The following is a 13,650-nucleotide window of genomic DNA, read 5'->3' on the forward strand; positions in this document are numbered from 1 at the left end:
GGAGCCCCACCATGCCCGACCTGCCCACTGCCCTGCCCGCCGACAAGACCCCCAACGTCTACAGCGGCACCAAGCTCATGACGTACCTGCTGGCCGTCGGCGCGACCAGCATCATCCCGGCCACCACCCTGACCAACACCGCCGCTGTCGCCGCGAACGCCACCACCATGACCATCAGCGCCCCCAGCAACGTGGACCTGCCCAGCGGCACCGTGCTGACCTTCGGCACCACCCAGGTCACGACCACTGCCGCCGCCACCGTCACGAACGCCGGGACCGCCGTGGCCATCCAGGCCGCGCCCGCAGCCATCGCCATCAACACCACGGCGACGTACACCAACCTGCTGGAAGTGCCGATCGCCGAGGAGAGCAACCCCACCCTGGCGGACCAGGAGGAGACCATCAACGTGCACGGCCGGATCACGCCCATCCGCGTGGTGAATGGCAAGGACATGACGGCCAGCATCAAGACGCTGGGCGGCATCGACGACCCGGTGGTCAAGCGGCTGATCACGAAGGGCATGAGCATCAGCCCGAACAACCGCGAGCGGATCGTCTGGGTGTACCCCGACGGCTTCGCGCTGCTCGCCACGGTGAATATCGGCGCGCCCACCCGGCAGGCCGCCCCCGCGGGCAGCCAGCGGGTGATGGTCAGCGCGAACCTGTCGGGCGGCCTGTACTGGGCGAACCTGAACGACACCACGCCCGAGTGGAAGCCGGTCAACGGCAACTGAGCCCCTGAAGGGAGGTGAGCCATGCAGGAACCACTGATCGTGCTGGGGGAGCGTGGCCGCCTCCCCCAGCTGGCCCTGCTGGGCTGCACCATCTTCGAGGACCGCATCGAGGCGAAGGGATTCATCCTGTACGCACCGCTGAAGCGGGGGCGCACGCTGGCCCGCATGCAGAAAGCCGCGCACGGCTGGACGGTGCCGCGTGGCGCCCTGCTGGCCCGCGCCCCACGCCTCCCGGACCCGCAGGTCAGCCTGCACGCGAGCCTGACCCTACCCATCGCCCGAAGGGGACGCTGATGGATTTCCAACACCAACAAGAGAGACATATTGCCCGTATGGCCGCGCCAGAAGCGGCTCTTGGAGAACCCAACCCCGAGTACTGTGACGCCTTCGGACCGCTCCTCGTGCCCTATTTGGCGCCCAGCTGGCGGGAACTGGGCCTCGTGCGCAGCCTCGGCCAGCTCGATACAGACACGCAGGCGCAGGTGATCTACACCCTGCTGGCCCGCCGCCTGCCGGACCTGACGTTCGACGAGTTCCTGGACCTGACCGCCCCGGAGCACTTCAGCCCGTGGTGGCAGGCCACCCGTGCGCCGGTCCCGCCGGATCAGGAGGGGGGCGATAGTGGCCCCCCTTCGACTGGGCGGGTGCCCTCGCGGCTCTCGCCCTGGCGTGCCCGGCTGTCCGGTGGATCGACGCGCCCCTCGACCGCGTCCAACATGCCCTCGCCACCCTGACTGCCGGGGAGCAGCGCCAGTGGCAGCGGCAGGTCTGGGCGGGCGCGATTGCCTGGGGCGCGGAAGCACCGAAGGACCTGAACAGTCGAATCCTCCCGGATTTCATGGACCGCACCCGCCCTGCGATGCCTCGGGCTGTGCCGTACCCCGTCCCGCGCGACGTGGCGGCCGGACTGGGTGAAGCCATGAGGGCAGGCCTCCTGCAGGGCCCCGTGTGGACGTCCTGGCCCGCCGCGCGAGACGGCCGCCCACTCATTCAGGTGTGGGACGGGATCGCTCTGGCGGGAGGGCTGGGGTGAGGCAAAGGTGCCGCCTCTGGTAACAGAGGCGGCTCAAGGGATTGACTGTTCAGGAGGTCTGGAGCCAGTGTCGACCTGCCGCCTTGCTTATTTCTTATTTTTGTACCAGTAATGCAGTGTGTCCTTCCTGTTGAATTCGATGGCGTAGGTGACTCGGTAAATAATGAGATAGCCAAATGGAATTGGCAGTAAGTAGTTTAAATTACGCAAGCTGATTAATATATAGAAGGCACATGCTAAAACGATTAATGTGCAGGCGATTACGAATAGCGCGTCGAGCAATGGGAGCGGAACTGTGACTGTATTTCGTGGAGGTCTATAGTAAAAGCCATGTACTCTGGCATTGTATCCCATTCTCTGGGCGCTAAGAATGCCGCAAATAACTATAATAAAATAAGCAAAACCTTGCCAGAAGCCGAATTCCCCACCGGGATTGATGAGCATTTCTTGATTCTAAACGACCAAGGCGTAAAACCGCACGACACATGAGCTGAAAAATGTCCCCCAAAGAGCCCAGACCTCCGCCCCCAGTGGGCGGTTTTCCATTCCCCTTTCCGGAGGTGAACCCCCATGACGAACCCCACGAGCATCGGCGATCTGGTCCTCTCGCCGGCCCTGGACGAGTCCCGCTTCTGGGCTGACTTCGCCCGCCTGCAGCAGCAGGTGGAACGCGAGGGTGTGAAGCTCCACGTGGATGACCGGGCCGCGCTGTCTGCCACGGACCGCGTGAAGAAAGACCTGGAAGCCCTGGGCAGCCTGACTGGCAAGCAGGCGAACGAGCAGGCCCGCGCCGCGAAGGTGCTGGGCGCCCAGTATCAGGCCAGCGCGAAGGCCCTTCAGGAACAGAACGCGGCTGTCGTGGCGGGGTACCGCAGCCAGACTGCTGCGAGCCGGGCCGAGGTCGCCGCAGCCCAGGAGCGCGCCGCGCGCATCCGGGAACAGCAGGCTCAGATGCGCCTGACGTCCCAGCTGGCCGCCCAGGCCCGCCGTGAGGAAGAGCAGCGCTACGCGGCCAGCATCAACGCCCTGAACAACGAGCAGCGCGCGTACCGGAACCTCTGGCAGTCCCGTCAGCTCAGTGACGACCAGGTCATCGAAGCGCAGCGCCGTATTCACGCTCAGGCGCTGCTGCAAGCCCAGGCCGTGGACAAGCAGAGCGACGCCTACCGCCGGCTGACCCAGGTGGCCGCCGCCGCTCAGCGGACCATGGACAGCGCCCAGGGCATCAACACACCCGGTGGGTTCGGGGCGGGCGTCACGCAGGGCATCCTGCAAGCCCTGGGGAACCTGGGTCCCTTCGGTCAGCTGCTCGAGCAGATCATCAGCAGTGGCATGCAGGCCGCTGAGCAGGCCGCCCAGGAAGGCGCACGGGACGTGGCGCGCAACGCCGGGGAGGGTCTGAAGTCCGGTCTCGCCGCAGAGGCCGTGAAGGTTCGTCAGGCGGCCGTGAATCTCGCCGATCAGGTGCAGGGCGGCGCGGAGGACGCGCTGGACATCCATAGCCCCAGCCGCGTGATGCGCCGCGTGGGCGCGTTCGCCGGGGACGGCCTGCGGGACGGGCTGCTCAGCAAACGCGCCGAGGTGGCCGCCGCCGCGAAGACCCTCGCCAACACCGTGGAACAGAACGCCACGCCCACCCTGGCCCTCGTGTCCGGCGGCGGGATGGGCGGCGCGGCCCTCCCGGGGGTTGCCGTTCTGCCGTCCGCGCAGGCGAACCTGCGAGGCGTCGCCATGCAGGCTGCACTGACGACCGCCGCGCTGGGCGGCACGGCCCTTGCCGCCGGGGCGGTCAGTGTCGCTCTTGTGAACGGCACCCAGAAGGCTGCCGCGTACCAGCAGGGGCTCGCGGAGATCAGCACCCTCACGAACAAGATGCCCGCAGACCTGGACGAGCTGGGCCGCCGGATGCTGAAACTCAGCGTGGAGACCCGCAAGTCCTTCGCGGACCTGAAACTCGGATACGAGGAAATCCTGGGCGCCAGCGTGAAAGGGACCGACAGTGAACCCGTTGCGCTGAAGTTCCTGGAACGCAGCGCCCAGCTGGCGAAGGTCACCCGCGAGGAGACCAGGACGGCCGCGAACGCGCTGACCAGCATCCTGAACGCGTACGAACTGGACGCCGGTCAGGCCAGCAAGGTCACGGACATGCTCTGGGCCAGCATCAGCGCGGGCAAGGTGCGCCTCGGCGAGATCGCCGGAAGTCTGGGCGCCGTGGCCGGTCAGGCCAAGAGTCTGGGCGTGCCACTTGAAGAACTGCTGGGCGCCATGGCGCTCCTCACCACGCGCGGCATCCCCGCCAGCACGGCTCTGGAGTACATCCGCTCGGCCCTGACGAACGTGCAGAAACCCAGCAAGGAAGCCCGTGACCTCGCCAGGAGCCTGGGCATCGAGTTCAGTGCCACGAGCCTCAAGAGCCTGGGTCTCGTGAAGTTCCTTGATCAGCTGGGCCGCGGCGTCGGGGACAACAGCGAAGCGCTCGCCACACTCATCGGTGACGTGGGCGGCCTGCAAGCGGTGATCGGCCTGCTGAATGGCGGCCTGGACGACACGGACGGGATTCTCAGCAAGGTCACGGACAGCACCGGTGAACTGGACCGCGCCACGGCCAAGCTCAAGGGCACCGCGCAGGACAACGTGGGCGAGTTCAACGCCGCGTGGGAACGGACGCAGATCCTCTTCAACGGCAGCCTGCTGAGCGGATTCACGGGTCTGCTGGAGAAGGGAGTCAATCCCCTCCTGATCAAGCTGGGCGATCTGAAAGAGGCGATGAACAACGTCGACACTCCTGCCGAGATGCACGCGACCCTGCAGATCACCGCGAAGGATGACGGCACCACCGCGATCCTGAAGTTCCTGCTGGGCGCCGGGCAGGAAGTCGAGAAGGCACTCGACCCCAAGAACAACCCGGCGCTGCGCGCAGCGGCGTTCATCGTGGCCCGTACCGGCCTGGCTGGCGGTGCAGGGGAGGGTGCCACGAACGATGCGGACCTCGTGCTGCGGCGCATCCAGCCACAGGTGGGCGAGGGGCCGCTCCTGCCGGGGCAGCAGCGCGCGGTGCAGCAGGCCACGGACGGCATTGTCCAGGCCCTCGGGCTGGCCGGGAAAACCATCCTGAACGAGTTCGGGGTGAGCGGGAAGGACTACCACCACGACGGTGCCGTGCGGGCGGACGCGACCCACAACGGCATCGATTTCGGCGCGGCGCGCGGCACGCCGATCCTCGCGCCGTTCGCTGGGCAGATCAGCACCCGCCAGGACGCGAAGAACGGCAAGGTGTTCGAACTCGTGGACGCCCTCGGGAACAAGCTGGTCGGCATTCACCTCGACCAGTTCGACGCAGGCGTGCAGGAGGCGCTGCGCAAGGGTGGCGGAAAGGCCCTGATCCTGAGGGGGCAGCAGATCGGCACCGTCGGCAACACTGGCACCACGGCGGGCAGCGCGCCGCACCTGCACCTGATGGGCTACCGCGCGGGCAGCAGCACACCCGTGGACGCCCGGACCATCGGGTACGCGGGGCTGACGGGCTCCGTGCGGCCAGCTCCGGCACTGAACACGTCCGGCACGGCTGCTGGCTTCGCCGCGAAGCCGTTCGAGTCGTACGTGAAGGAAGCGCAGCGCCTGACCGACGCCGTCGCGAAATACGCGCCGGGTGGCGCGGCTCCGAACGCGGACCGCTGGCGGGCGGCCACCGCGCAACTCGACAAGTTCCGGGACAGCAACGATCTGGCCGCCCAGGCGGTGCAGTGGGTCGGGCTGGAAACAGGCAAGTCGAAGACGGCGGTGTCGGAGTACGACCAGACCTTCGACAAGCTCAAGGGCCAGCTCGACATCACGGCCAGCCTGGACAACCTGGGCCGCCCCGCGGCGGACATCACGTCCCGCCTCGACACCATCCGGCAGCAGGCCTTGGCAGGAGCTGAGGCCGAGAAGAAGCGCTGGGGCGAGACCGCGAAGTACAAGGCCCTCCTCGACCTCGCCGGGGACGCCGCGAAGAAACTGGAACAGGTCCGGGGCCGCAAGGCCGACCTCACGCCCCTCCAGCGTGAACAGCAGCAGCAGCAGGACGCCGTCGCGCAGCAGCGCATGGAGGCCAGCCTCCGGAAGGCCAGCGGCCAGCGTCTCCAGCAGCTGGTCGACGGTGGGGTCACGCCGGAGGTCAGCCTCGCGAAGTGGCAGGCGGCCCAGGCGGAGATCAAACGCCGCCAGGACGCCCAGGACAAGGACGACAGGAAGCGGGAAGAGGACCGCAAGGTGGCGGGGCAGAACCGCCTCGCCGCGGAGCGCGCCCTGGCCGACGGGCAGTTCGAACTGGCGGACCGCGCCGCCGGGCTGGTCCTGAAGACTTACGACCGGCAGGTCAAAGGCGCTGGGGGCAGCGCGGCCGCACGCCTCGACATCGAGGAGCGGCTGGGCGCGGACGTCCTCGCGGCCCGGGAGACCCAGGCCCGCGTGGCAGCCCAGCAGGAGAAGACCCGCCTGGAACGCGAGCGCAACACGGCCGTCAACGCCACCGGGCTGACCCTGACCCAGCGGCAGAAACTCTGGAACCAGTACGGCGACAAGATCCGGCAGGTGGACGCGGATCTGGCCGAGACGCTCGTCGGCATTCAGGACGACGCCACCCGGCAGCTGGCCGATCTCCAGCAGAAGGCCTTCAGTGAGGAGAACGTCGGTAAGGCGGAGGCGTACGCGGACCGGCTGCGGGCCACGATCGCCAGTCTGCCCGGGCGGGACGAGGAGGGCCTGATCACCGTGTACGGCGAGGCCCGCGCGGCCCGTGATCAGGACCTCCTGAAGGCGGTGTACGAGGAGTGGGAACGTCGCCGCCTGGACGAGGAGGAAGCGCAGCGCGTCATCTTCGAGATGCAGGCCCAGGCGAACACGGCCCTGGCCGAAGGGGCCAGGAAGGTCGCTGACGAACTGGCCGCCGCTGGCGACTCGGCCGGCGCCCTCGCTACCCTGGAAACAGCACTGGACGGTGTGATGGACGCGGCCGGGCGGGGCGAGGACGCCGCGGACGCCATCAACCTGCTGACCGATGCGATCAACACCCTCACCGGGAACGCCACCCTGACCGACGAGTTCAACACCTTCGTCGCCGGGCTGTCCGGCACGATCGACGAACAGATCAGTCAGGTATTGGCCCGCCTCGAGGAGGTCACCGACCCGGCCATGCGCGCCAGGCTGCAGGGGCTCCTCAAGGACCTGCGCGCAGATCTGCCCAGGTTCGTGGACCCGTACACGGCGGGCTACGTGCCCGGCACCAACGGGTTCGTGAACTCTGGTGACGCCCCCGACCTTGAGGAAGTGGCGAAAGCCCGTGACCTGGGCACGCTGCTGGACGAGACGACCGACCCCACCCAGGTGCAGGCCCTGATGGGTGAAGTCGTGGATCTGCTGGCCAGCGAGATCGGGCAGCGCTTACCGGACACCATCCGCACCGGGCTGGAGGAGAGCGTCAAGGGCGCCCAGGGATACCTGGATGCCCTGGCTCAAATCACCGAAGACGGCATCGTCGATGGCTGGGAACGCGCCGGGAAGGTGGCGCTGCAGAACCCGACTCCGGAGAACCGCTTTTCGGACTTCAGTACCCGGATCTTCTCCATGGGCGCGGCTGGCCTGAGTGACCCCACCCAGTACGACGCGCTGACCAGTTCGCTGCAGCAGGCCCGGGCCGCCAGCCAGCTGACCGAGGCGGACCTGCAGAACCTGCTGGCCCTGATCGAGGAGCTGCGCAACCCGAAGACTCCGGAGGTCGGGACGGCCTTCGACTTCGGGCAGTGGCAGGCCGACATCCAGACGCTGACCGATGACTTCGACGCTGGGCGCATGACCGCCGGCGAGTACTCGTCCGGTCTGCGGGACGCGGCCGTACAGCTGAACGAGCTGGCGGACGAAGCGGAGCGGATGGGGAACCTGAAGCTGGCCGGGCAGTTCCGGGAACTGGCAGGCAGCCTGCGGGCCATGAGCCCGGAGATCGCGGGACTGCTCAAGGGTCTTGGGAAGGTGCAGGAGTACGCCGGGTACGTGCAGGACCTGGCGGGCGCGTTCAGCACCTTGGCCGAGGGCGTGGGGAACGACGATCTGGCCGCGAACCTGAACGGCCTGGGCAACCTTGCCGGGAAGGTGGCGGCCCTGGCCGGGGACGTCATGCGGATCATCGCGAACCCGGCGGACATCGGCGCGTGGGTGGGGGCGATCACGAAAATCGTGTCGGCCATCGGTGAGGCGCTGAACGGCCATCGGAAGGCGTACGAGCAGGCCGCGAAGATGCGCGAGGACTTCAACAAGCGCTTCACCCTCCTGAACGGGGACGACTTCGCGAAGACCACCGTCCGCAGCCGGGGCTGGCTCGCCGACACCTTCGGGGGCGGGCCCGAGGTGAAGCAGGTCGTGGACGAGTTCGGCTTGAAGATCGCGCAGGCCATCGAGGGCGGGGTGATGGGCGGCATCAAGAACGGCATGAAGCAGGCCCTGACCACCGGGGACTGGACGAACTTCCGCAACACCTTCCGCGAGAGCGCGTACAGCGGCGTGGTGGACGGGTTGATCGAGGCCATCTTCAACGACGCCCTGAAGGACATCCTGGCGCCGGGCATCAAGGCCCTCACGGACGCTGCAAAGACCCCGGGGACCGAGGATGACGCGGCGGCCGTGGCCGCCTTCGAGGCGGGGATCGTGGCGGCAGAGCAGTTCCTCACCACCACCGGGCAGGCCATCCAGCCCAGCCTGGACCGCCTCCGGAACAACCTGGGCGTCACGACACCGGGTAGCACGGGCGGGGTGGACATCACGGGCCTGAGCACCCTGCCGGAACCCATTCAGTTCGCGCTGGCCACGCCGCTGCTGGACGGGGTGCGCGTGCTGAAGGACGCGGCAGACATCCTCAAGGAAGGGGCCGTGATCATCCGCGACACCTTCAAGGACGGCGTGAAGGTCACCGTGCAGCAGGGCAGCAACAGCTACACGAGCACGACCGGCGCGCTGGTATGAATGCGCAATTGCGCGCGGCTGGCCGGTGCCGCTCCGCTATCGTGACGTTCATGACGCGCCCCCTTGCCCTCTCTCTCGCCATGTTCAGTTCGGCGGCCCTCGCCGTGGCGTCGTCACCTCCCAAAGCATCGGTGCCCAGTTCGTCCGTGCCCACCCCGTCGGTGCGTTCTCAATTGCCGGCTGACGGCAGCCCATTCCTGAAAGCGGGACAGGTGTGGCGACTGACTTCACCATTGGTGGCCTCAAGCAACATCAACGTATCGGCCGTGCAGAACGTGACCCCCAGCATCCTGGTGTTCCAACGAAAGGTCGGCGGGCTGGGCGTCGTCACCGACGAGATGCTCGCCAGTGACAGTGCAGCGCAGGGGGGGCCGTCCCTGATCCTGATGCAGATGGGCGTGATCAATAAGAAGGTCACGTCTCGGTGGTGTGTGATCCACCCGGCTCATCACCGCCTGAACGAACAGCAAGTGGGTCTGTTCCATCAGGGGAGTCTGGATGACGCCGCTTTTCAGGCAGCTCGGGCAGAATGGCTACGGTCTGGCGTCCTGCCGGACTACCCGACCTGTACGCTGACGCGGGTGAAGTAAGCCTTATCAGTTGCACAACCGACTAGCCGTTACACGCCGCCCCGGCAGGGGCGGTTGTTCATTTTCTGGAGGTGAAACATGGAAGAGTACCGAATCCGCGTGCTGTCCCCGGACGGCACGGAGAAACACGTCCGTGAACTGGACCCGCCCAGCGGCACCCCGCTGCACCTGGTGGGCGGGCCGCGCCGCATGGAAGTCGGGCCGCTCGGCGACTGCCGGGAGGCCACCTTCGAAGGGGACCCGGGCACCCTGGGCATCGGCCCGCGCGACACGGTGCAGGTCCAGTACCGCACGGGCACCGGACCGTGGCTGAACAAGTACGCAGGCACGGCCGTCATCACGGGCAGCGCCCGCAGCGAGGTGGGGCGCTACAAACTGCAGGGCTTCCGGTACCGGCGGCTGACCGAAGTGGAGGTGCGGACGCTGCTGCCAGAGGCCGATCTGGGCACGCAGGTGCGGCAGCTGTTCACGGACGTCATTGCGTCCGGCCAGCTGGGCAGCACCCTGCAAGCGCCCACTACCGTGACCATCCCGGACCTGAACGTCACCAGTACGGCCATCCACGGCAACTACTGGCCCGCCGCGAAGTTGATCGACGAGCGACTCAAGGGCCGCAGCCGACAGACCCGCACGTACCTGAACGCGGACGGCGGCACCCAGGCGAAGGACGTGAATCCCGACTGGGGCGTGAACGCGGACCTGCGTCCCGTGTTCGGGTACCCGACCGGCACGCTCGTGATCGACGAGGCCACCTTCGGCGTGGAGATCGACGGGCTGGACACCGACAGCAGCACGCTGGTCACGGACGTCCGGGTGATGTTCACGCGGACCATGACCGCTCAGTTCCTGCTGACCGAAGTGGGCGGGCAGGACGGAGAGGGCGGCACGATCATCTCCACCCCCGCACGCAGCACGTCGCCCCGGACCATTCCGGTGCCCGTCGCGCCCCGCACGTTCGGGGAGGCGTGGCGGGGCCTGCCCCTCCCGACCAGCGCAGAACTGTTCACGGTGCTGCCGGGGGCGAGCGTGAGTGTGCAGGCCGTCTACTTCTCAGGTCCGGTTGATCCAGTGCCGCCCGTGACCGTGACGGGCGATCCGGCGTCTCTGTGGGACGGCACGCTGACGAGTGGTCTGACCCTCGCGCCGCCAGGTGGAAACACGGTGTTCCTGTACTACCTGACGGTGCACGTTCCGCCGGGCACGCCTGTTCCGGACGGCTTCCGGCTGGTTGCGAACGGCGCGAGCCTGAGCGGCCTGACCGTCACCACGCCCACCGGGTCAATGCGGATGGGGACGGTGAGTGCAGGTGCGCCGCCCCTGTACGTGTTCCCGGACGTGGTGCGCAGCGAGCACCTGCCGGCCATCTGGGCGGACGGGGCCACCGTGGAATTCGTGCTGGCGCCCTTCGACCGGGCCGCGCCCCTGCTGATTTCCGAAGCGGCACTGATGAGCGTGAATCACGCCCTGGTGGAAGCGAGCGCGACGCCCCTGGCGCGCATTCCGACCCTGAACCCCGTTACGGCCCGGCTCCCGGGGTGGAACTACAGCCCGGTGGCCACGGCTCAGCTGACCCTGCGGGGCCCGCTGGGCGGGGTCGTCGAAACGCGGGAGCTGCCCATCGAACTGATCGTGTATGACACCGATGACGACGGCGAACTGTACACCGAGGTCCGCTGTGGGCAGCGGGATGAAGCGGAGGCCCTGAGCTTCACGTCTGCGATCAGCGCGCGGGATCAGAACGCCACGACCGACGCCGTGCAGGCCAGCACGTAAGGAGGAGCATGAACCTAGCCATTCCACCCGACACGCAACTTTCGCCCCTGCTGCCCCCCGCCCTCACGTCGGGGGGCGTGACGTACCCGCTGACTGGCGGTGGGATCACGGTCACGCGGGGCGCGCTGACCACGCCACGGAACGTCACGCCGCGGCAGACGGCGCGTGGCCGCACCTGGGCGTCCGGGAGCCGCACCGCGAAGCCTGTGCAGCTCCCACTGACTTTCCAGGTGGAGGCCGTTGATGCAGAGACGGTTGCAGTCCTGGCGAACCAGTGGCACGCCCTGGCCATCACCGCCTCCCAGTACTGGGAGGGCATCAGTGCCCTGACGATCCTGGAACCGACCGAAGCGCAGGAACCGTTCGGCGAGGGGCTCACCCGGTCGTTCACCATCACGTACCTCCTCGTTGACTCGCTCTGGCGGGCGGACGGGCACGATCCGCACCCGGCACCGCTCGCTGGGAATCTCAACCTGCCGCCGATCGAATCGGGCGGCGCCGCGCCGCAATGGGGGTCCATGTGGACATAAAGGCCAGGCAGACTGAGAACACGCCCGCCGCGTGGGACGCCGGGGAGATGGTGTTCGTGCGCAGGACGGACGGCACCGCTGCCATGTACGTCACCAGTGCGAGCGGGGTGCCGCATGCGGTGACGGGCGGGGACAGTAGCGCCGCCCTGTACGTCGACGGGACGGGCAGCGCCCTGACCCTGTACCGCGAGGTGCCGGACACGCCCGCCACGGCCCTGGCCCGCAGTGGCACGCCCGTCAGCGTGAACGCCGTGCCGGACAACGTCCTGAACGTAAGCATGTTCTTCCGAGTGCTAGCGGCCACGCCGATCACTGGTCTGCAGATCGGGGGCCTGACGCTCAGCAACGGGCCGGTGCAGGCATTCATCACCCAGCACGCCAGCGACGCGGGGCGGACCTTCCAGGGGCAGGTAGCGGAGAGTGCCGCGCTGACCCCGCAGGGTGGCGGGCATCACGCCACGTTCGCGTCCCTGACCCTGCACCCGAACACCCTGTACGGCCTGCGCCTCGGGAACAGCCAGAGCGGCATCGCGCCCCAGGTGCAGCTCGCCAGCATCGCCACGTACACCGGGCAGGGCTGGAGCGGCCTCGTGCTGGACCCGTACCTGCGCTGGTACGCCAACGGCGGCGCGATGGGGGAGGCGACCTACGCCACCGCCGCAGCCACGCCCGCGTTTGACGTGCTGTTCGAGGTGCCCACGGTCGCCACGCCGGACGCGGCCCTCATCACCGTGCGCGCCGGGGACGGCCTCACCGGCACCGTCAGCGGCGCGGAGATCACCCTCACGCCGGACCTCGACCTCACCCGCTGGGGGCAGGGCGCGGAGGCCGTCACGCGATCCTGGGCAGCCGGGACCAACAGCACGGTCAGCGGGCAGCCCGGCTACCGCTTCCGGTACACCACGAACGCGGCCATCCTCATCAGCGGGTTGACCGTCACCCTGCCTGCCGGGCGGACGCTGACGCTACGCGTGAACGGCGTGGCGCACGCCGCCACCACGAGCGGCACGGGCGTCGCGTTCAACCCGCCCCTCAGCGTCCCGAGCGGCGCGGCGCTGGAGCTGGACGTGGACGTGGCCGGGAGCAGCTACCCAGCGGGAGCGGCCATCATCCCCGGCGCGACCACCACGGACGGCGCCGTGACGTACCAGAGTGCCACGCGACTGGACGGCAGCGGCGCAGAGGTGGCGGGTACGGGCCTGCTGGGCCTGCGCATGACGATCCTCAGCGGCCTGCCACTTGTGTACGGGCAACTGCCGGGCGGTGCCGTGGCGGGCCTGGACGCCATTGTGGACCGCGTGACGGACCTGGAATCGCAGGAGGTCACCGCGCCCGTGAGTAGCGTCGCCGGGCGCACCGGGGACGTGACGCTCACGAGTGCCGACCTGAGTGATTTCACGGAGGCCGCGCAGGACGCCGCCGCTGCGATGCTGGCCGACAGCACCGACCTCGACGGCACGTATGCCGACGGCAGCAACACGTACGCCTTCAAGGTCACGGGCATCCAGAACCGCGCCGTGCCCGCCGGGGGCGCAGCGGGGCAGAGCATCCGCCTGAACCCCGCAGGGAACGCCTGGGAGTATTACGACCCATCCGCGACCGGCGGCGGGGGCGGCGGCGCGGCCCTGACCCGCGCGACGACGAGCGTCACCACGCCCAGCCTCGCGGACGGCACCTCAGCGGACGTGCTCCTGCCGCTGGGCCGCACGTACCTCCTGCATCAGCTCACGGCGAGCGCCGCGTGCTGGGCACGCGGGCACCTGACACCCGAGGACCGCGCGGCGGACGGCAGTCGGGGGCAGGCGGCGGACCCCAGCCCGAACGCGGGCGTGGTGTTCGAGCTGATCGGCACTCAGGCGCGCTGGGGGAACCCGGTGAGCGGCTGGGACGCGAAAACCACCCCGGACGGGCAGGTGCCCGTGCGGGTCACGAACCTCAGTGGCGCGACCGTCGCGCTAACCCTCACCGCCACATTCATCACCCTGGAGGCCTGAACC

The 13,650-nt window shown here is 68.4% G+C and carries 9 protein-coding genes; all 9 read left to right on the top strand.

Going from position 1 to position 13,650, the window contains the following annotated elements; all coding sequences use genetic code 11:
* Positions 1 to 11: 11 nt before the first annotated feature.
* The 9 genes from EXW95_RS17420 (at position 12) to EXW95_RS17460 (ending at position 13,647) form a co-directional block, all read left to right on the top strand.
* Positions 12 to 734: a hypothetical protein gene (locus tag EXW95_RS17420; RefSeq protein ID WP_174368521.1), complete on the top strand. Its 723-nt coding sequence runs from the start codon at positions 12 to 14 to the stop codon at positions 732 to 734.
* Positions 735 to 755: 21 nt separating this feature from the next.
* Positions 756 to 1,028, top strand: coding sequence for a hypothetical protein (locus EXW95_RS17425; protein WP_174368522.1), 273 nt, complete (start codon positions 756 to 758; stop codon positions 1,026 to 1,028).
* 38 nt (positions 1,029 to 1,066) lie between these two features.
* The gene (locus EXW95_RS17430; protein WP_254605671.1) at positions 1,067 to 1,468 is read left to right on the top strand and encodes a hypothetical protein; all 402 of its coding nucleotides are present in this window, start codon (positions 1,067 to 1,069) and stop codon (positions 1,466 to 1,468) included.
* 629 nt (positions 1,469 to 2,097) lie between these two features.
* Positions 2,098 to 2,256 (top strand): hypothetical protein, encoded by a 159-nt coding sequence (locus EXW95_RS17435; protein WP_174368524.1) that lies wholly within the window; start codon positions 2,098 to 2,100, stop codon positions 2,254 to 2,256.
* An 81-nt stretch (positions 2,257 to 2,337) separates the two neighbouring features.
* A complete protein-coding gene (locus tag EXW95_RS17440; protein ID WP_174368525.1) occupies positions 2,338 to 8,760 on the top strand; it encodes a phage tail tape measure protein in 6,423 nt (2,140 codons plus the stop codon).
* Positions 8,761 to 8,810: 50 nt separating this feature from the next.
* On the top strand, positions 8,811 to 9,350 hold the full coding sequence (locus EXW95_RS17445; protein WP_174368526.1) for a hypothetical protein: 540 nt from the start codon (positions 8,811 to 8,813) through the stop codon (positions 9,348 to 9,350).
* 78 nt (positions 9,351 to 9,428) lie between these two features.
* The gene (locus tag EXW95_RS17450; protein WP_174368527.1) at positions 9,429 to 11,123 is read left to right on the top strand and encodes a hypothetical protein; all 1,695 of its coding nucleotides are present in this window, start codon (positions 9,429 to 9,431) and stop codon (positions 11,121 to 11,123) included.
* An 8-nt stretch (positions 11,124 to 11,131) separates the two neighbouring features.
* Positions 11,132 to 11,653 (top strand): hypothetical protein, encoded by a 522-nt coding sequence (locus EXW95_RS17455; protein WP_174368528.1) that lies wholly within the window; start codon positions 11,132 to 11,134, stop codon positions 11,651 to 11,653.
* Positions 11,644 to 13,647, top strand: a complete 2,004-nt coding sequence (locus EXW95_RS17460; RefSeq protein ID WP_174368529.1) for a hypothetical protein — start codon at positions 11,644 to 11,646, stop codon at positions 13,645 to 13,647. The genes EXW95_RS17455 and EXW95_RS17460 overlap by 10 nt, the downstream gene beginning before the upstream one ends.
* The last annotated feature ends 3 nt before the right edge of the window (positions 13,648 to 13,650 follow it).

It is taken from the genome of Deinococcus sp. JMULE3 (assembly GCF_013337115.1).
GTDB lineage: Bacteria > Deinococcota > Deinococci > Deinococcales > Deinococcaceae > Deinococcus.